The 19,406-nt window shown below is 69.8% G+C and carries 18 protein-coding genes; 7 read left to right on the top strand and 11 right to left on the bottom strand.

The window, feature by feature from the left end; all coding sequences use genetic code 11:
• Positions 1-15 precede the first annotated feature (15 nt).
• The 10 genes from ABZ833_RS00090 to ABZ833_RS00045 all read right to left on the bottom strand — a co-directional run bounded on the left by ABZ833_RS00090 (position 16) and on the right by ABZ833_RS00045 (position 10,147).
• Entirely contained in the window at positions 16-906 is an 891-nt protein-coding gene (locus tag ABZ833_RS00090) for a fumarylacetoacetate (FAA) hydrolase (protein ID WP_361038847.1), read from the bottom strand.
• A gap of 158 nt (positions 907-1,064) precedes the next feature.
• Positions 1,065-2,336, bottom strand: a complete 1,272-nt coding sequence (locus ABZ833_RS00085; protein ID WP_361041244.1) for a pyridoxal phosphate-dependent aminotransferase — start codon at positions 2,334-2,336, stop codon at positions 1,065-1,067.
• A gap of 23 nt (positions 2,337-2,359) precedes the next feature.
• Complete coding sequence (locus ABZ833_RS00080; RefSeq protein ID WP_361038845.1) at positions 2,360-4,087, bottom strand: AMP-binding protein; 1,728 nt, start codon at positions 4,085-4,087, stop codon at positions 2,360-2,362.
• 41 nt (positions 4,088-4,128) lie between these two features.
• Positions 4,129-5,295, bottom strand: a complete 1,167-nt coding sequence (locus ABZ833_RS00075; RefSeq protein WP_361038843.1) for a Glu/Leu/Phe/Val dehydrogenase dimerization domain-containing protein — start codon at positions 5,293-5,295, stop codon at positions 4,129-4,131.
• A gap of 79 nt (positions 5,296-5,374) precedes the next feature.
• Positions 5,375-5,938 (bottom strand): gamma-glutamyl-gamma-aminobutyrate hydrolase family protein, encoded by a 564-nt coding sequence (locus tag ABZ833_RS00070; RefSeq protein WP_361038840.1) that lies wholly within the window; start codon positions 5,936-5,938, stop codon positions 5,375-5,377.
• 28 nt (positions 5,939-5,966) lie between these two features.
• A complete protein-coding gene (locus tag ABZ833_RS00065; protein ID WP_361041241.1) occupies positions 5,967-6,815 on the bottom strand; it encodes an acetylglutamate kinase in 849 nt (282 codons plus the stop codon).
• Between the two features lie 8 nt (positions 6,816-6,823).
• Positions 6,824-7,879: an N-acetyl-gamma-glutamyl-phosphate reductase gene (gene argC / locus ABZ833_RS00060; RefSeq protein WP_361038837.1), complete on the bottom strand. Its 1,056-nt coding sequence runs from the start codon at positions 7,877-7,879 to the stop codon at positions 6,824-6,826.
• Positions 7,876-8,727, bottom strand: a complete 852-nt coding sequence (locus ABZ833_RS00055; protein ID WP_361038834.1) for a RimK family alpha-L-glutamate ligase — start codon at positions 8,725-8,727, stop codon at positions 7,876-7,878. The genes argC and ABZ833_RS00055 overlap by 4 nt, the downstream gene beginning before the upstream one ends.
• Positions 8,728-8,756: 29 nt before the next feature.
• Positions 8,757-8,945 carry a lysine biosynthesis protein LysW gene (locus ABZ833_RS00050; RefSeq protein WP_361038831.1) on the bottom strand — a complete coding sequence of 63 codons (189 nt, stop codon included), beginning with the start codon at positions 8,943-8,945 and terminating at the stop codon, positions 8,757-8,759.
• 41 nt (positions 8,946-8,986) lie between these two features.
• The gene (locus ABZ833_RS00045; RefSeq protein WP_361038828.1) at positions 8,987-10,147 is read right to left on the bottom strand and encodes a LeuA family protein; all 1,161 of its coding nucleotides are present in this window, start codon (positions 10,145-10,147) and stop codon (positions 8,987-8,989) included.
• Between the two features lie 273 nt (positions 10,148-10,420).
• On the opposite strand from ABZ833_RS00045, the gene ABZ833_RS00040 reads away from it, so the two are divergent.
• The gene (locus ABZ833_RS00040; protein WP_361038825.1) at positions 10,421-11,626 is read left to right on the top strand and encodes a nuclear transport factor 2 family protein; all 1,206 of its coding nucleotides are present in this window, start codon (positions 10,421-10,423) and stop codon (positions 11,624-11,626) included.
• A 128-nt stretch (positions 11,627-11,754) separates the two neighbouring features.
• Here the strand turns inward: ABZ833_RS00040 and ABZ833_RS00035 are convergent, their stop codons facing one another.
• On the bottom strand, positions 11,755-12,357 hold the full coding sequence (locus ABZ833_RS00035; RefSeq protein WP_361038822.1) for a ScbR family autoregulator-binding transcription factor: 603 nt from the start codon (positions 12,355-12,357) through the stop codon (positions 11,755-11,757).
• Between the two features lie 534 nt (positions 12,358-12,891).
• On the opposite strand from ABZ833_RS00035, the gene ABZ833_RS00030 reads away from it, so the two are divergent.
• The 6 genes from ABZ833_RS00030 to ABZ833_RS00005 all read left to right on the top strand — a co-directional run.
• A complete protein-coding gene (locus ABZ833_RS00030; RefSeq protein ID WP_361038820.1) occupies positions 12,892-14,079 on the top strand; it encodes a transposase in 1,188 nt (395 codons plus the stop codon).
• A 31-nt stretch (positions 14,080-14,110) separates the two neighbouring features.
• Complete coding sequence (locus ABZ833_RS00025) at positions 14,111-14,872, top strand: response regulator transcription factor (RefSeq protein WP_361038817.1); 762 nt, start codon at positions 14,111-14,113, stop codon at positions 14,870-14,872.
• 206 nt (positions 14,873-15,078) lie between these two features.
• The gene (locus tag ABZ833_RS00020) at positions 15,079-15,684 is read left to right on the top strand and encodes a sigma-70 family RNA polymerase sigma factor (protein ID WP_361038814.1); all 606 of its coding nucleotides are present in this window, start codon (positions 15,079-15,081) and stop codon (positions 15,682-15,684) included.
• A gap of 12 nt (positions 15,685-15,696) precedes the next feature.
• Positions 15,697-16,908 carry an MFS transporter gene (locus ABZ833_RS00015; protein ID WP_361038811.1) on the top strand — a complete coding sequence of 404 codons (1,212 nt, stop codon included), beginning with the start codon at positions 15,697-15,699 and terminating at the stop codon, positions 16,906-16,908.
• A gap of 38 nt (positions 16,909-16,946) precedes the next feature.
• A complete protein-coding gene (locus ABZ833_RS00010; RefSeq protein WP_361038808.1) occupies positions 16,947-18,839 on the top strand; it encodes a 2-oxoacid:acceptor oxidoreductase subunit alpha in 1,893 nt (630 codons plus the stop codon).
• Positions 18,829-19,406 (top strand): 2-oxoacid:ferredoxin oxidoreductase subunit beta (locus ABZ833_RS00005; RefSeq protein WP_361038806.1); only part of this gene is annotated, 578 nt, incomplete at its 3' end. The genes ABZ833_RS00010 and ABZ833_RS00005, both read left to right, overlap by 11 nt.

The raw sequence follows: 19,406 nt of genomic DNA, 5'->3' as shown, positions 1-19,406 counted from the left end.
TGGGGGCGCCTTGCGCTACTCCGTGCCGGGTGTGCCACCGAAGCGGACGGGGTTGGCCAGCGTGACGTCATGGCTCTTCACGTCGATCTTGATCCGGTCGCCGTCGGCGATCCGGAAGCCGTCGTGGAAGCTGGCCTCGTCGGCGCCCAGGAGGACGTAGTTGACCAGCCCGGGGCGGCGCAGGGCCGGGTACTCGAAGAGGTTGTCCGCCATGTCCTGGACCTTGAAGTACAGGGCGTCCGCACCGCAGTCGAAGGTGCCCTGCCAGGCGGCGACGCCCCCGCGCTCGATGACGGTCGTGCCGGTCACCGTCCGCGGCGGCTCGTCCAGGAACAGCCAGGGCGTGATCGAGGTGTCGCAGAGCTTGCAGTACGGGTTCCAGCCCGGGTTCTGCCGGTGCAGGCCGATGTCGCACAGGTCGTTGGCGAAGGTGTAGCCCGCGTAGTGCGGGGTGCCCTCGTCGTCGTTGACGTAGACGAGCGCGACCTCGGGCTCCTCGATCAGGGCCACCGCCTTCGCGGGCACCGTCAGCGTCTGGTCCGGCATCCGCAGCCAGCCGCCGAAGCCCTTGAAGAACCAGTTGGGCGCCACGAACTCGGTCGCCTCGGTCGGCTCGTCCTCGTACTTGGACTTGTGCGTCCGCATGAAACCGCTCACCAGGGCGGTGTCGCCGCCGGTCGGCAGCAGCGGCGGCAGCGTGCGCAGCTCGGCGGCTCCGTCGACCGTGACGGGCGCGATCTCACGGGTGAGGGCCCTGACGGCCGCCCGTGCACCGCCCTCGGCGATGATCGCCGCCTGCACCTGGCCGGGGGACACCTTGTAGAGGGCCAGCTCCTGGCCGGGGACAGGCCGCGTGAAGCCCGCGTAGCGCTCGCCCTCGTACTCGCATTCGAAGAGAATTGACATGGTGTACGGCCCTCCAACGGCCGTCGGCAGCAAAGCCCGTGAAGTAAGGGAGCCCAGGAAGGGCGGGATGGGGGAGAGGGGCCCGGGAACGCCCGCGTGGGGTACCGCATGCCGGGGGCCGGGGGAAGGTCCCCCGGCATGCGGTGGCGCGGGGTGGTTCAGGCCGTGTGCGGCCGGTCGGACGCGGGACCGGTCAGATCGCCGAGTACGTCCTCGACCCGGTCGAGCGACGACCGGATCCAGGGCAGCGCGGTGGGATCGGCTGCCCCGAGAGCGATGTCGCGCTCCTCGTCGGTGTCGCCGTACAGCCGGCTCGTCGCGGCCCTGATGCGCAGCGTCGCCGAGGGTTCGCCGAACGCGCTCGCAGGCAGTACGCCCACACCGTGCCGCTCGACCAGGAACTGGGCCAGCTCCGAGCCCGTGTGCACCCCGTGGGCCCGCACCAGGTGGGTACGCAGCGGCGCGAAGTCCGGGTACAGATAGCAGGTCGCCCGCACCGGCGCGAGGATCGCTCCCGCCGCCGCGAACCGTTCTGCCATGGCCCCGGCCACCGCCGCGTGCAGCCGTCTGCTCGCGGCCACCCGCTCGACGATCTCCGGGGGCTCACCGAAGGCGTACGCCGCTGCCTCCTGGACCGGCGCCACCGCGCTCGACCAGAGCTGACTGGCGATGCCCACGAGCCGGCTGTGCAGTGCGAGCCCGTTCTCCCCCGCGGGCAGCCGGGCGACACCGAGCCGCCAGCCGCCCACGGCCAGGTTCTTGGTCAACCCGGTGGTCACGACGGTTCGTTCGGGCACGAACCGGGCGGGCGAGACGATCTTGGTCGCGGGGTCGAAGACCAGGTCGCAGTAGATCTCGTCGGAGATGATGACGAGGTCCAGGTCCCTGGCCGCCTCGCACAGACGCCGTACGGTCTCGGGCGAGGCGACGGTGCCGGTCGGGTTGTCCGGCAGGGTGACCACCACGGACCGCGGATCGTGTCCGGCGGCCCGTGCGGCCGTGACCGTCTCGCGCAGCAGACCGGGATCGGGCACGCCGCCCTGGCCCGGCAGGATCGGCACCGGCAGCGGCCGGACCCCGGCGAGCCGGGCGTGCGCCGCGTAACTGACCCAGCCGGGCACGGGGATGACCACGTCACCCCCGACGGCGAGCACCAGCGCGAAGAGCAGCGGCTTGCTGCCCGGCCCGCACACCACCAGGTCCGGGTCCGTGAGCAGGCCCCGGCGCCGCCAGTAGCCGGCGGCGGCCGTGCGCAGGGCGAGGCTGCCGGCGACCGGACCGTAGGAGGCCCGGTCCGCGGCTTCGGCGAGCCTCGCCCGCAGCGCGGGGTGGACCGGCAGACCGATCTCGCCGCTGGTCATCGCGATGACCTGCTGGCCGGCCCGGCGACGGAGCGCGATGGCCTCGTCGGCCGCGAGCGTCGCGGACATGGACACCTGTGCGGGCACGGCGCTCACCCCTCGCCGTACATCTGGCGCAGCGTGGCCTTGCGGACCTTGCCCGTCAGGGTCTTGGGCAGGGTGTCGATCACCTCGAGCCGCTCCGGCAGGAACCGCTCGTCCATGTCCGCATCGCGCAGGTGCGCACGGAGCTCGTCGAGGGAGGGCAGCTCGTCGCCACGGGGCACGACCACCACGAGTATCGGGTCCTCGACCCGGCCCGACGGGCCGACCAGGACGGCCTCGGCGACCTTCTCGTGCCGGTTGACGATGGACTCGATCTCCGCCATCGGCACGACCATGCCGTCCCGCTTGATCGCGTCGCTGGCGCGGCACAGGATGCGGATGCCGCCCCGGCCGTCGTCGCGCGCCACGTCACCGGTGTCGAACCACTGGTCGTCGAGCATCTTCTCCTGGTACTCGGCCTCGCGCTTGAAGTAGCCGAGTGCCTGCGAGGCACCGCGGACCCTGAGCCGGCCGACGGGGGCCCGCTCCGTGGGGTTGAGGCACTTGTCGATCCGGATCTCCATCGCGTCGATCGGACGGCCGTTGCTGTGCGCGGCCCAGTCCTGGTTGTAGTCGAGCTTCGTGATGGTCACCGGGCCGTTCTCGGACATGCCCCACAGTGAGTACGTGCGCGCACCGAGCGTCTCGCGCAGGTCGTCCACCAGCGGCTGAAGGACCTGCGCCGAACCGGTCACCACATGACGCAGGGTGGACACGTCGCGCGGCTCGGTGCGCTGGGACTGGGCGATGTCGGTGAGGGTCGGCGGCGGGCCGTACAGGAGCGTCGCGCCGTACTTCTGCACCAGGTCGAGCAGCGCCTCGTTCTTGCGGTGGTCCTGGAAGGCGATGGTGCCGCCCAGCATGATGCTGGCGAGCACGCCCTGGCCGAAGCCCGAGTAGTGCACCAGCGGGGTGGTCACGGCGGCCACCAGGTGCTCGTCGAGCAGGAAGGTGTCGACGTATCCGCGGATCGCCGAGTGGATGGTGTTCTGGCTGTGCAGCACGCCCTTGGACTCACCCGTGGTGCCGGAGGTGAAGAGGACCACGAACGGGTCGTCGGGCTTCAGCTCCAGACCGTCCAGATCGTCGTCGTGCACGTTCTCCCAGAGGTGGTCCACGAAGTGGTCGCGGAAGTCGATGGCACCCTCCGGCGGGTGGCCGTCGACGACCGCCACGTGGTGCAGGGAGTCGAGCTCCTCGCGCAGTGCGACCGCGCTCTTGGCGAGCGCCGTGCCCTCCCACTCCGAGACGGTGATGAGCACCCGGGCCTGGGTGAGGGTGAGCCGGTGCCGCAGGGCGTCCTCGGGGGTGGTCGGGCCGATCGGGCAGATCACCGCGCCGACGCGGATGCACGCGTACAGGAGCGGCACCATCTCCCAGCGGTTGGGAAGCTGCACCGCCACGAAGTCACCCGGCTTGACGCCGAGTTCGACCAGGCCGCCGGCGAACCGGTCGGTCAGCTGGCGCAGTTCGATGTAGTCGAGGGTGTCGGTGCGGGCCTCGCGCAGGCGCCGCGCGGCCATCGCCAGCTTGTGCGGACGGATCCGGGCCTGGCGCCGCAGGTCGTCGAGGAACGTCTCCTCGCGCCACCAGCCACGCTGGTAGTACAGCGCCTCCCGGGCCGCGCGGTCGTCGGGCAGCGGGTCGGTGATCGTGACGGTCGGCATGTTCTGCCGCATCATCAGGACCCCGTCGACCACGGGGATGTCCTTGACCGGGCGTGCCCCGCTTACCACGGGGGATTTGTCGAACGTCGATGTCCCAAGAGCCGGGGCAGTCATCGGTGGTCCTTCCTGCGGGCGGTGAGCAGGGACGGCAGCGGGTCCTGGCCCGTGGCCGCGGCGATCTCGAGGAGATCCTTCGTGTTCTGGCGCACCCGGGAGCCGACCCAGTCGAAGACCCAGTTCTTGCGCTGCTCCGACGGCAGCTCGAAGGGCACGATCCGGGCGAGGGCCAGTCCGGCGGCGGCCGCGCCGCCCACGTTGGCGACCACGTCGGGCACCAGGGTGGCTCCGGCCACGGCCAGCTTCAGGCGGGCCTCGGGGCTGACGGTGATGTTGCCGCCCTCGACGACCAGGCCGGCCCGGAGGCGGTGCGCGTTGGCCGAGTTGAGGGCGTTGTGGTTGGCGGCGAGGATCAGCACGTCGGCGTCCACGTCCAGCCAGGCGTCCGGTGCGCTCGACACCGTGACGTGCTCAGGAAGCCGGCCGCGGTCGATCCGGCCGAAGCCGTCGGTGAGGGCGAGCAGATCGGCGACCGGCAGCCGCTCGGCGCTGATGGTGCCCTCGACATCGGCGACCCCCACGACACGGTGGCCGCGGTCCTCGAGGAACCGCGCCACCGAACGGCCCACGGTGCCGAAGCCCTGGATGACGACGCGGCGCGCGCCTCCCTCGGGGTGCAGTTCCTCCAGGGCGGCGACCGTGGCCACTCCCACGCCGTGGCCGGTGCAGTCCACCAGCGGCTCGTAGTAGGCGCGCCAGTCGTAGGGCATGTCCACGGCGCGGTTCTTGCGGCGCGGGTCGTAGCCGGCCTCGTCGAAGAACACCGCCCGGTCGGCCGGGGTCACCCCGAGGTCGCAGCCCAGGTGCAGGCCGCCGTGCAGCAGCGGAGCGACGGTGCGGCCGAAGGTGCGCAGCGTCTGCTCACGGTTCGAGCCGTCGGAGACGATGCCCGCCTTGGCGCCGCCGATGGGCAGGCCGACCAGCGTCAGCTTGTGGGTCATGCCGCGGGCCAGGCCGCGTACCTCTTCCTCGGTGACGTCCGCGGTCATCCGGGTGCCGCCCATGGCGAGGGAGTCGACGAGGGTGTCGACGACCACCCAGCCCTTGAGAGGCCCGCCACTGCCGTTCAACGACACCGTGAACGCGGGCTCTTGAGTCCCTCGCGTCTCCTCGGCACGGGAAGTCCGCACCTCGGCGGGGATTTCGGTCAGAACGCTCATTGCCAGGGGACCTCTTGATCCATGTCGATACGGGGTTGGGCCATTTCGATACGGGGGTGGGGCGCCGCCCACACCGCGCTCACCGGTACAGGTCCGCGAAGCCGCGCAGGATCTCCGCGCCGTCCCTGCGGAACTCCAGATGGGCCTGCGCGCCGTAGACGCGGCCGTCGTCCGAGCGCAGGAACTCCACCGGGGCGTGCTCGGACCGGCCGATCGTGCGGAAGCCCTCGGGGGCCTCCTGCAGGTACAGGGTGTGCCGGTGGAAGACCGTCACTGTCGGCTTCACGTACGAGAACAGCGGATCCTGTGGATCGACGTGCGCCTCGTGGCCGCCGACCCGCTGCTCTCCCTCCTTCAGCCGCCCGCCGTGCGCCACCGCGATGATCTGCATGCCGCCGCAGATCCCGAGGACCGGCACGTCCGCGGACCGCACCAGGTCGATCAGCGGCTTGTAGAACTCGCCGTCGTACGCGCGCACTTTCGTGCCGCTGAGCACGATCGCCTGGTAGCGGGAGCCGACGCTCGTCGGCACCGAGGCCGCGTCGACCGTGTCGGTCTCGGAGCCGAGCTCCTCGAACCGCCGGCGCAGCTGCTTCAAGGACAGCGTCCCGTTGTTGACCACTAGAACCCTGGACGTCGCCACGAATTCCGCTCCTCTCGCTGGTCTTGGTTCACGCCCGGACGGTGTCGGCGCGCTCGCGGGTGATGACGGTGCCGGTGCGGGCGGCGAGCATCTGCGACACGGGCGCGCTGCCGATGTGCACGCGGCCGACGCCGCGTTCCAGGGCCTCGCCCGCCGCACGCAGCTTCTTGCGCATGCCGCCGGTGGCGCCGTGGTCGCGGAACCTGGCGGCCTCCGCCGCGCAGATCTGCCGTACCGGCGTTCCGTCGATGAGCAGATGCGGCACGTCGGTGACGAGGGTCAGGGCGGTGGCCGCGGTGGCCGCCGCGACGGCGGCGGCGGCCCGGTCGGCGTCGGTGTTCACCTCCTGGCCCGCGGTGTTGCGGGCCAGCGGGGTGACGATGCAGCAGTGCCCGGACCTCAGGTTCGCCAACTGCCCGGGATCCACACCGGTGATGGGCCCGACGAGGTTGTCCAGCTCGACCAGTTGCTTGTCGCGCCACCACCAGCGCTCGCCCTCGCCCGCCTGTACCAGGCCGTCGCTGCCGAGGACGCGCTCCGCCGTCAGGCCGCGCCGCTGAAGGCGCCGGATGATGTCGTCGCCGAGCTTGGCGCTGACCGTCTTGATGTCGGCGATCACCTCGGGCGTCGTCCACCGGCTCTGGTTGCCGTAGCGGTCCCGCAGGATCGCCGAGGGCTCCGTGTAGCGGGCGTTCAGCTGCTTGAGCGGCTTGGACCAGCCGTGCACCAGGACCAGGGGCCGCTCCTGGCCGTGCGCGACCAGGTCGTCCCACCAGGAGTCCGCCATGTCGTCCAGGCAGCTGCCGCCCAGCTTGACCACGGTCGGGGTCTGCGTGGCCACGTCGGTCCCGGACCGGGGACCGAGGGGCTTCTCCATGAGCGTCGTCATGCCGGCATCACCGGCTGCATGCCAAGACCGGTCTCCTCGGCCAGTCCGAAGCGCAGGTTGAGCGCCTGGACGGCCTGGCCCGCCGAGCCCTTCACGAGGTTGTCGAGGGCGGCGAGCACGACGATGCGGTCCCCTTCGGTGTCGGGAAGCACCGTCACGTCGCAGTAGTTGGAGCCGAGCACCGCCTGCGGGTCGGGCACCGGGATCAGCGTCTCGGTGTGCCGCCGCACCCGCACGAACGGGTGCTGCTTGTAGAACCGGAGGTAGGCACGCTGCAGCTCACGGGGATCCACGGCGTCATCCGTGAAGACATAGGTGCTTGCCAGCAGCCCACGCACGTGCGAGACGCCGTACGCCGACATGGTCAGCGAGCCGATCTGCCCCGGCTTGGCGCGCTCAAGGAAGTCGGACACCTCCGCCGCGTGCCGGTGCCCGGTCGGGGCGTACGGGGCGATGGCGCCGTTGCGCAGCGGGTGCAGATCGGTGGTGCGCATCTGCAGACCGCCGCCACTGGAGCCGGACTTGCCGTCCACGAGCACGGTCTTGAGGTCGAGCCCGAGCGAGAGGACCAGCGGCGCGAGCCCCAGGGTGATGGCGGTCGCATAGCAGCCGGGCAGCGAGATCAGCGCCGCGTCGGCCAGCTGGTCCCCGATCAGCTCCGGCACGCCGTACACGAAGCGGTCGGCGAGGTCGGTGGAGCGCGCCACCTTCGGGTACCAGCGCGCGTGCAGCTCAGGGGTACGGATACGGAAGGCGCCGCTGAGGTCGATGACGCAGGAGACCCGGTCGGCAAGCCGTGCGGCGAGCTCGGCGGAGACCGGAGCGGGCGTGGCGAGCAGCACCACGTCGCAGCGGTCCGCCACGTCGTCGGTCACGGCCTCGATGGCCAGGCCCAGGTCGAGGCGGAGCCCGGGGTGCAGCTCGGAGGGGCGCCGCCCGATGTTCGACGAGCCGCCCAGGAAGGTCAGTTCGAGGTCGGGGTGCTGGGTGACGAGCCTGATCAGCTCGCCGCCGGCGAACCCTGAGGCGCCGACTATTCCCACACGGATCATGCGAGGGTCTCCTGCACATAGCGAACGATGGAGGCCGGGATGTCCGCGTCGGTCGCCGTGGCGACCGCCCGGAACGCCGGCGCGTGATTGACCTCGTTGACGACGGGGCCGTGCGCTGTGCGGAACAGGTCGATCCCGTAGATCCCGGGGCCCAGCCGGTCCACCACGCCGTCGACGACCTTCATGACGTCGGGGTCGTGGGCGAGCGCCCGGCTCTGGTTGCCCAGCGCGGCGTTGCTGCGCCAGTCGCCCCCGGCGCTCTCGAACTCTGCGGCGGCGATCAGCTCGCGGCCGACGACGAAGCAGCGCACCGACGTGCCGTCGGCGAGGTACGGCTCCACCAGAGCGGCCTGTTCGAAGCCGTGCCCGAGGTCCTCGACGTAGTCGTACACGGACTGTGCCGTGTCGGCGTCGCGGATCAGTGTGACCCGCTTGCCCATGCCGCCGAACACAGGTTTGAGCACGACCGGCACGTGCAGTTCGTCGAGGGCCCGCTCGAAGTCCCGGCGGGAGAGCACGAGCCGGAAGTCCGCGACCGGGACGCCCGCGTCGCGCAGCAGGGTGCGCAGTTCGAGCTTGTTCTCGCAGGCGTGGATCGCGGCGGCCGAGTTCAGCGTGGGCATGCCCGCCGACTCGGCGAGGGTGGCGAGCAGCCCGCCACGGGTGTAGCTGCGGCTGCGGATCAGTACGGCGTCGTACGCGTTGATCGACGGTGCGTCCGCGTGCCCGAGGCACAGGGACTCGTCGTTGGCCCATTCGATCTGCAGGCCGAGGTCCGGTGCGGACTTGATCAGCAGGCGTTCTTCCCAGCCGATCCGGTCCGCGACGATGGCAACTTTGCCGCCCATGGAGTTGGTCTCCTCCTACGCGTCGGTGGTCACTGGCCCCAGTCGCGCAGTTGCACTTCGACCATCTGGAGCGACAGCGTCCCCTCGGCCACGCCGTCGACGCGGAGGGTGAGCATGCACTCCGGGCAGGACAAGGTCTCGCCGTTGACCATCGGCGGTGTGGTGAGGTCGGTCTCGCACTCGGGGCAGATGCCGGTGAGGGTGGCAGCGGTGGTCATGTTCTCTCCGTTGATGTGGTGTGGATGCGGTGGAACGGCGCTCAGCGGGACGGGAAGTCGACGGCGAACTTGCGGATCGCGCTGCGGTCGAGCAGCGGCCGTCCGTGCTCCTGTTGCCGGGCGGTGAGCCAGTCGGCGAAGGCGTCCACGTCGATGTCGAGGCCCTGGTCGTCGGCCAGCGCCCAGGCGACGAGGGCCGGGGTGATGCGGGTACGGACGCGCAGCTCACGGGAGTTGCCGACGACTTCCGGCGGCAGCGTCTCGTAGGCGTCCGGATTGCTGAGCTGGCCCGGCAGTTCGTACGCGAAGGCGTGCTCGGTGGTCGGGCCCGACTGGAAGGAATCCCCGAGCCCCGAGCCCTTGAGCGCCGCGCGCGACAGGTCGGTCAGGTGCGTCAGGTCGAAGCGCTCGTCGCCGTGGACGACCCGCAGCGAGGTGAGCAGTTCGGCCAGAGGAGCGTTGCCGCCGCGTTCGCCGATGCCCGACACGGTGCACGAGATCCACTCGGCGCCCGCGCGATAGGCCGCGAGGGAGTTGGCCACGGCCATGCCCAGCATGTTGTGCGAGTGAATCTCGATCTCGGCGCCATCGATGGCGGTCAGATGCGCGATCTGCTCCTCCATCTGCCAGGGCGACAGATGGGCGACGGTCTCGGCGAGCCGGAACCGGTCGGCGCCGGCCGCGAACCCGGCCTCCACGTAGGGGACCAGACGGTCGGCGGGGGTGCGGGCACCGTCCTCGCCGCTGAACGTGACGTGCAGACCACGGTCCTTGGCCCCCTCGATGGCGGCACACGCCAACGAGGTGAGGTACTTGGCGCTCGGCGAGCCCAGCTTCAGCCGCGCGTGGGCCTCGGAGGTCGGGATGGAGAACATCACCGACCTGACGCCCAGACGGACGGCCTCGTCCAGGGCCTTCGCCACCTGCTGACGGTTCCTCACCACGACCAGGCTCAGACTGTGCTCGGGCCCCACCGTCGCGTGCACGGCCTCGATCAGCTCGGCGTCCCGGCTCCCCGGTCCGGAGATCATGCCGACCTCGACCAGTTCGACGCCGGTCTTCACGAGAAGATCGGAGATCACCGCGGCATCCTCGGCACCGAACTCGACTCCGGCCATGTGCGCGGAGTCCCGCAAGGTCGCATCGGATATGTGCGGGAGCGGCCGTGTGCTCCGGCCCTCATCTTTCTCTGATACCGCCATTTATGAAATCTCCTTCTGCTGGACCCTTATTGCGGGCCGACGGAGTGCGAACTCCCTTTTCTAGACTCACCTTTCCGGATGGCAGGGTCAAGGCGCTGATGTCCTCTCCACGTCAAGTTTTGTGAAGTCGAAGTGAAGTAATCGAGATCGGAGAAAGGTAGGTCAGGAGGCCTGTCATTCGCGTGAACAGGCTTCCTGGGCCGTGGTGTTCTGGCCTAGGGTGGCGAGCGATTTGGATACCCGAAACGAACGCAACCGACTGGGGGCATTGCCATGGATCTGATCGAGGTGCCGCGGCTCGGAGTGATAGTTCCCCCGGAAAACCCCACGGCCGAGCCGGAGTTCAACCGGCTTGTCGGCGCCCGGATGAATGTCTATACATCTCGTTTCCCGGGCGCCAAGGGAAAGAATCTCAGGGAAACCCTGGAAGCATGGAACGACGCTCTTCCCGACACGCTGGCCGCGTTCTGCGGGATGCGCCTGGAAGCGGCAGTCGTCGCCTGCAGTGCCTCGCACTACCTTCTCGAGCCCGAGGGCGACCGGGCGTTCTGCGAGGAACTCAGCGCGCGCGTGGGCTACCCGGTCATGTCCTCCACGCAGACCATCCTCGCCGCCTGCGAGACGCTCGGCCTCGACCGTCTCACGCTCGTCTCGCCCTACGAGCCCTGGCTGACGGAGACCTCCCGGGCGTTCTGGGAGGCGGCAGGCATCGAGGTCGACGAGGTCGTGATCGTCCCGGCAGGCGACGACCGCTTCGACCCCTACCAGGTGACGACCGAGAGCATCATCGATCAGGTGGGGGCGCGTGAACTCCCCAAGGACTCCGCGCTGTTGTTCACCGGCACAGGCATGGCGACCCTCGCGGCCCTGGACGAGCTGGGGCGGGACACCGACAGGGTGCTGCTCACCTCGAACCTGGCCGGCGCCTGGTGGGCGCTGCGCAGGGTCGGGGTGCGCTGCGACGGCTTCGAGGCGCACCCGCTGCTGCGCCGTCTGGAGCGCGCGGCCGCGGCGTTGCAGGAACGAGCGCAGGACGCGGCGGATCCCCGCAAGGAACTCACCGAGTCGGCGGTACGCCAGTTGGTCGCGTCCTGGTTCGAGGCCCTCGACCGCCACGACCCGGTGGAGAAGGTGCAGCCCCTGCTGGCCTCCGACGGCCTGACGTTGAGGCAGCGCGAGGGCACCTACACCGGGTTGGACGGCTTCCGCACCTGGTACGAGGAGGTCACCCACCGCTTCTTCGACGAGCGCCGCGCTCTGTCCGTGGTGGAGGTCAGGCTGGGCGACGGCCCGAGCGCCGAGGTCGGCGTACACCTCAACTGGCAGGCCACGGAGTGGAGGCCGCCGACCCCGGCCAGCCGTCGGCTCGGCTTCGACGTGGCGCAGACACTGACCGTGGTCGTCGAGGACGGGGTGCCGCTGATCCGCACCCTCGCGGTCGAATCGCTCGCACCGATGCCGGGCTCGGCGTCCCTCTGAGACCGGCCGTCCCCCTCAGCCACCTGGGGGACGGCTGAGCATGGCCGCGGCGCTGCGGGCGCGCCGCGGCCATGCGTCGTTCTGCGAAGCGGTCATGCGTAGTTCTGCGAAGACGGCCCCGCCGCCGCTCACGGCAGCGGGCTGGGGCCCTGCGAGATGCCGGGGAGCACGAGCCGCCACAGCCTGCACAACTGCTCCTGTGCGCTCTCCCGTTCCTCGGGCACGAGGCCGCACCAGCGGATGTAGTTCTCGGTGCCGGCGATGAGGTGGGAGGTCAGTGTGAGGATCGCCTGGGGGTCGACGTTCGGTCGCAGCTCCTCTTCCGAGGCCTGGGCGAGCAGTGCCTCGACGGCGGGGAGCCACACGGCGCTCCAAGGGGTCTCCACCCGTGGGCACTCGCGGGTGAGGCGGGCCGCCGCACGCACCGAGACATCCTTCTCGAGCAGTCGGGCCACTTCGAGGGTCAGGTCGACCACGGACCTCAGCGGCCGGTCCGCTCCGGCGGTGATCTGTTCGGCCGCTATGCGCGTGGCGCACGCGCCGCGTGTCTGAACCGCGACCGCGAGCTGTTCCTTCGTCGGGAAATGGAAGGTCAGGGCTCCCATCGAGATCCCGGCCGACTTGCTGACCTGGGCGAGGGAGGCTGCTTCGTAGCCGACGCAGTCGAAGGCCGCTGCGGCTGCCTGGACGAGTGCTTCTCGGGTGCGAGCGGCTCTTTGCTGTTTCACCATGTGCTGTCTCCGGATGTCCACCCACGCGGGGCTGGGCCGGGCCGTTGAGGCCCGTGTGGTGCTGAGGTGCGGCGCCGGAGGCGCAGCACGGCGGAGTGCGGCCGGGCAGGTCCCACGTCCTTGGGCAACCCACCGGTCGACGCGGCGTGTTCCTGGTCTCCATTGTGTCGGCATGCTTGGGCATGTCCATTGCTGGAGCGAATTTACGCCAGGTGCCCGTGGAGGCCCAGGCCGCGTCGGGAGGTTGGCTGACAGTGCCTCACCGCCCGTCGGTGCCTTCATCGCTGGGCCGAAGCGTGGGCGGGGGAGGCGTCGCCACGCAAGGCTGACTTGCGAGAGTGCGCTCGCCATTTGGCGATCATGGCGCGATTCCGCGCCCTTCTGCCCCGGCTCCACGCATGGCAAACGGCCACGTGGCGACTGGACTTGGCCAAGTCGCGGACGAGCCTTCAGAAACAAAGCGAACGTTCGCTATGCTTTTGGAGGGCGCCCCGCCAGAGACGGCGGGCGCCGTCCAGGGGGAGGTAAGCAGGAATGGCAGATCACGACGAGTTCGGCCCGCTTGAGTCGGCCCAAGGCGCACCGGTGTCCTCCTTTGCACAGGCGATCTTCGGCCATATGGCACGAGCGGATCAGCGGCGTTGGGCCGAGGTCTATCTGCAGGGGCTGCTCTCCACGCCCGGCCGGAAGTCGGTGCGGCGCATCGCCGCGACCGTGTCCGGGTCACCCACGGCGGCCATGTCCCTGCAGCAGTTCGTCAACGCGAGCCCCTGGGAGTGGGGGCCGGCACGGCGTGAGCTGACGCGCTTGGCCGAAAGGCGCACGGAGCCACGGGCATGGACGATCGGCAACGCCATCCTGCCCAAGCGGGGCGACTACTCCTGCGGGGTGCACCGCCGCTTCGTGTCCGCTGCGGGTAAGACCATCAACTGCCAGGTCGGCACCGGCGTCTTCGTGGCGTCGGACGACGAGGCGATCCCCGTCGACTGGCGGCTGCTGCTGCCCGAGGCGTGGACCGAGGACGTGGACCTGCGGACCCGCGCACGTATCCCGGATTCCCTCGACTGCCGCCCGATGTGGGCGCAGGTGCTCAACCTGGTGGACACCATGGCCTCGCGCATCTCGGGGCCCCGCGTGCCCGTCGTCGCCGACATGAGCGAATGCACCGACGTCGAGCCTCTGCTGCACGGCCTGAGCAGGCGCCGACACCGGTTCGTCGTCGCTGTGCCCCCCACCCTCCAGGTCATCGAGGGCGCGAGCGCGCGATCGGCGACGGCGGTCCGACATGACACGACGGCTTCTCAAGGCGCCCGTGCCGCGCGGGACTTCGTGCGCAGGAACGGCGCGCGCCAGTGGCTCCCCGCTTTGGAAGGCCGGCGCCGCCAGGTCCAGTTCCTGTCCCGGCCGGTGCGCCTGCCCGGCATGGGGCACACGTACCACCTCTTCACCGAGGGCCGCCCCACGGAGATCTCCGAACCCAGGCTCTGGATCACCAATCTGGTGGGCCATGACGTCGAGGGGCTGATGCGTCTGACCGGCCTGCGTGCCGGTACGGCGGACGCGATCGACTCCCTGGAGCGGGACTTCGGGCTTCTCGACTTCGAGGGCCGTTCGTTCCCGGGCTGGCACCACCACATGACACTGGCCTCCGCCGCGTACGCGTACAGCCGGCTCGGCAGTCGCGCGGGAAACGCCGACGGCGGGTTCGGTCTGAGCGCCTGACCTAAGAGAGCCGCCACCACACGAGGAAGCGATGTTGAGAGTACTTGTGGTAGAAGCGTCCGCCGCGCGGGCCGAATCCACTGCCCGCGTACTGCGGCGGCAGGGGTACGACGCCGAGAGCGTGGACTCGGGTACCGAAGCACTGCGCCTGCACAAGAACGCTGACCTGGTCCTGCTCGACCTGGATCTGCCCGATGTCGACGGGCTTCAGATCTGCCGGGCCATCAGGGCCGACGGGCCCACCCCGGTCATCACGTTCACCGAGCGGGACACCGAACTCGACCGCGTGCTCGCCCTTCAGGCGGGCGCCGACGACTGCGTGGTCAAGACCTGCGGCTCCCGCGAGGTGCTGGCCCGCATAGAAGCCCTGATGCGCCGCGCCTATCCCTGGCAGGAAGGTCCCTGCTCGATCTCCCTGGATCCGCTCCACATAGACGGCAGAAGCCGGGAGATACGGATGGACGGCCGGCTGATAGACGCCACGGCCAAGGAGTTCGACCTGCTCTACAGCCTGGCCACGCGGCCCGAGAAGGTCGTCTCGCGCAAAGAGCTCATGGTGAAGATCTGGGAGCGTGACGCCGCGGAGTCGAGCCGCACCATCGACACCCACGTCAGCAGCCTGCGCGCCAAGCTGGGCGCCGGCGAGTGGATCGTCACGGTGCGGGGCGTCGGCTACCGCATCGGCTGTGGCCGCGAGGCCGCGCGCCTCCCGGGGCCGAGCAGGGGCGGGGCGGGTGTCGGGCCCGGCAGGGCCGATCGTCCCCCGCTCGGTCTGGTCACGCGGAGCTCCTGAACTCCTGTCGTATTCCCTGAACTTGCCATTGTCGCGCGGCTTTGCAGGCAGGACCTAAAAACCGAACAGTTGCTATGTAATCTGAGTGCAGCGACGCGTACACAAGCGTTCGCCGCAATCACAGTGACGAAGGGCCGGCGGCGAGGCCGTGAGCCAAGCTCCGTCCCTCTTTCCGCAGTCGGCATGACCACCGGAGCCGAATCCTGATGACGGACAAGACCACAGCCCTCGCACCCGAGACGGACGAGCAGCGCTCGGCCCGCTTCGCGCGGGACGCCCTCGTCTTCCATCCTCAACTGCACGCCCAGGCCCTGAGGCTGACCCGCCATCCCGCGGATGCGGAGGACCTGGTCCAGGAGGCGTACACACGCGCCTTCCGCAGCTTCCACCAGTTCCGCCCCGGCACCAACCTCAAGGCCTGGCTGTCCAGGATCCTGCTCAACATCTATCTGACCTCGTACCGCAAGAAGCAGCTGGAGCCACGCTGCGCGCCCACCTCGGAGATCGCCGACTGGCAGCTCGTGAACGCCGCGTCGCACACCTCGGGCGGACTGCCGTCCGCCGAGGCACAGGTCATGAGGTGGATCCCCGACCCGGCCGTCTGCCAGGCGATGCGGTCGATCCCCGACGACTTCCGGACCGTCGTCTATCTCGCGGACATCGAAGGGCTGCCCTACGAAGAGATCGCCGACCTCGTCGGCATCCCGCACGGGACCGTCAACTCCCGCCTGCACCGCGGCCGTCGGCGCCTGCGCCACCTCCTCGCGGGGCACCACGGGCGCCCCGGCCCGACCGCCACACACGAAGGGTGAGAAATCCCGGTCATGACCACTGACACCACCGAACTCGCCGAACCACGCGGCCGGTCCGCGCCCACGCGACTGCCCCTCTCGGCGTTGCTCGCGCTGGCCACGGCCGTCTTCATCACCAGTCTCACGGAGACCCTGCCCGCCGGCGTGCTGCCCGCCATGAGCGCGGACCTGGGCGTCAGCGAATCGGCGACCGGGCAGACCATCACCGTCTACGCCCTGGGCACCGCCCTCACCGCGATCCCGCTGACCGCCGCGACCGAGGCCTGGCGGCGCAAGAAGCTGCTGCTCACCGCCATGGCCGGTTTCGCCGTCGCCAACACGGTCACCGCGGTCTCCACCAACTTCCCGCTGACCATGGTGGCGCGCTTCGTCGCCGGCGTCGCCGCCGGTGTCGCCTGGGCGCTGCTCGCCGGATACGCCCGCCGCATGGCGCCCCCGCACCTGCAGGGCAAGGCCATCGCCATCGCCATGGCCGGCATCCCCGTGGCCCTCTCGCTGGGCGTGCCCGCCGGCACCCTGATCGGCAAGGCCTTCAGCTGGCAGATCGCCTTCTGGACCATGACGGTGCTCACCGCGGTGCTGCTGCTCTGGATCGTCGCGGTGGTCCCGGACTACCCGGGGCGGCGCAGTGCGGCCAGGACACGGATGCTGCCGGCCCTGTCCGTGCCGGGAGTGCGGCCCGTCCTTGTGGTCACCTTCGTCTTCGTCCTTGCCCACACCATCCTCTACACGTACGTCGCGACCTTCCTCGAGCACATCGGCATGGGCGGTTCCATCGAAGTCGTCCTGCTGGTCTTCGGCGGTGCCTCGCTCATCAGCATCTGGGCCGTCGGCAGCCTCATCAACCGGAGGCTGCGCGCACTGACCGTGGGCAGCACCCTCCTCGTGGGCGTCGCAGGCGCGTTGCTCGCGGTCTGGGCCGACAGCCCGGTCCTGGTCTACGCGGCCGTGACCCTCTGGGGCCTCGGGTGGGGCGGAGTGCCGACCCTGCTGCAGACGGCCGCCGGTGACGCGGGCGGCGAGGAAGCGGCCGACGCGGCCCAGGCCATGCTCGTCACGCTGTGGAACCTGGCCATGGCCGCCGGCGGTGTCGTCGGTGGTGTCCTGCTCGGGCTCCTCGGTACGGCCTCCTTCCCGTGGAGCGTGTTGCTCCTGATGATCCCGGTGCTGCTCGTGGTGCTCGCGGCCCGAATCCACGGCTTCCCCGCCGAGCGGTCCTCCTGACCCGTGCTCCGCCCCCATCCCAAGACGATCGGAGAGCAATGCCCACCGCCCATGTCCGGGACACCGCCCACGGCAAACCGGTCCGCAGACTGGACCGGGTGATCATCCGATTCGCGGGTGACTCGGGTGACGGCATGCAGTTGACGGGTGACCGGTTCACCTCGGAGACGGCGTCGTTCGGCAATGACCTGTCGACACTGCCGAACTTCCCGGCCGAGATCCGGGCCCCTGCGGGGACCCTGCCCGGTGTGTCCAGCTTCCAACTCCACTTCGCCGACCACGACATCCTCACGCCGGGCGACGCCCCGAACGTGTTGGTGGCGATGAATCCGGCGGCACTGAAGGCCAATCTCGGCGATGTGCCGCGGGGTGCGGAGATCATCGTCAACACGGACGAGTTCACGCGCCGGGCGCTGCAGAAGGTCGGGTACGACTCAAGTCCCCTGGACGGGAACGCGCTTGACGCCTACAGAGTGCACCCGGTGCCGTTGACGACGCTGACGGTCGAGGCCCTCAAGGACCACGATCTGTCGCGCAAGGATGCGGACCGGTGCAAGAACATGTTCGCCCTGGGGTTGCTGTCGTGGATGTACCACCGTCCGACCGAGGGCACCGAGAAGTTCCTGCGGACGAAGTTCGCGAAGAAGCCGGGGATCGCGGCAGCCAACATCGCGGCTTTGCGGGCGGGTTGGAACTTCGGGGAGACGACGGAGGACTTCGCGGTCTCCTACGAGGTGCTGCCGGCGGCGTCGGCGTTCCCGGCGGGCACGTACCGCAACATCTCGGGGAACCTCGCCCTGTCGTACGGGCTGATCGCCGCGGGCCAACAGGCGGATCTGCCGCTCTACTTGGGCTCGTATCCGATCACTCCGGCCTCGGACATCCTGCACGAGCTGTCCAAGCACAAGAACTTCGGCGTGCGCACCTTCCAGGCCGAGGACGAGATCGCGGCGATCGGGGCCGCGCTGGGGGCCGCGTTCGGCGGTTCGCTCGCCGTCACCACCAACTCAGGGCCCGGTGTGGCGCTGAAGTCGGAGACCATCGGGCTCGCGGTCTCGCTCGAACTGCCGCTGCTGATCGTGGACATCCAGCGGGGAGGGCCTTCCACCGGCCTTCCGACCAAGACCGAGCAGGCGGATCTGCTCCAGGCGATGTACGGACGCAACGGCGAGGCTCCGGTGCCGATCGTGGCAGCGAAGACTCCCGCCGACTGCTTCGACGCGGCGATCGAGGCGGCCCGCATCGCGGTCACCTACCGCACGCCGGTCTTCCTCTTGAGCGACGGCTATCTGGCCAATGGTTCGGAGCCATGGCTGATCCCGGACGTCGATGAACTCCCGGACCTGCGCGTGCAGTTCGCGCGAGGCCCCAACCACACACTGGACGACGGCACCGAGGTGTTCTGGCCCTTCAAGCGCGACCCGCAGACACTGGCCCGTCCATGGGCGATCCCCGGTACGCCCGGTCTCGAACACCGCATCGGCGGCATCGAGAAGCAGGACGGTACGGGCAACATCTCGTACGACCCGGCCAACCACGACTTCATGGTCCGCACCCGCCAGGCCAAGGTCGACGGCATCGACGTACCGGCCCTGGAGGTCGATGATCCCGGCGGGGACGCGCGGTTGCTGGTCCTCGGATGGGGCTCCACGTACGGCCCCATCACCGCCGCTGTGCGAGAGGCGAGGAGCGGTGGTGCCGCCGTGGCGCAGGCTCATCTGCGGCACATCAACCCCTTCCCGTCCAACCTCGGTGAAGTCCTGCGGCGCTACGAGCACGTCCTGATACCGGAGATGAACCTCGGCCAGCTGGCCGCGCTCGTCCGTGCCCGTTACCTCGTCGACGCCGTCTCGCACACCCAGGTGAACGGAATGCCGTTCACCGCGGGACAGCTCGCCACCGCAGTCCGGGAGGTCCTCGATGTCGGCTGAAGCCCTGCGTCTCGTGCCCAAGGCCGAGGCCAAGCAGTCCATGAAGGACTTCAAGTCCGACCAGGAGGTGCGCTGGTGCCCCGGCTGCGGTGACTACGCGGTCCTGGCGGCCGTGCAGGGCTTCATGCCCGAACTCGGCCTGGCCAAGGAGAACATCGTCTTCGTCTCCGGCATCGGCTGCAGCTCCCGCTTCCCGTACTACATGAACACCTACGGGATGCACTCCATCCACGGCCGCGCCCCCGCCATCGCCACCGGACTCGCCTCATCGCGGCGGGACTTGAGCGTGTGGGTCGTCACCGGGGACGGCGACGCGCTGTCCATCGGCGGCAACCACCTCATCCACGCCCTGCGCCGCAACGTGAATCTGAAGATCCTGCTCTTCAACAACCGGATCTACGGCCTCACCAAGGGCCAGTACTCCCCGACCTCCGAAGTCGGCAAGATCACCAAGTCGACGCCGATGGGCTCCCTGGACGCGCCCTTCAACCCCGTCTCGCTGGCCATCGGCGCGGAGGCGAGCTTCGTGGCGCGGACGGTGGACTCCGACCGCAAACACCTCACCTC

The organism is Streptomyces sp. NPDC047525, assembly GCF_040643025.1.
Classification (GTDB): Bacteria; Actinomycetota; Actinomycetes; order Streptomycetales; family Streptomycetaceae; genus Streptomyces; species Streptomyces durmitorensis.
Note: the sequence above shows the minus strand (reverse complement) of the source record. Positions and strands in the feature narration are given on the sequence as shown.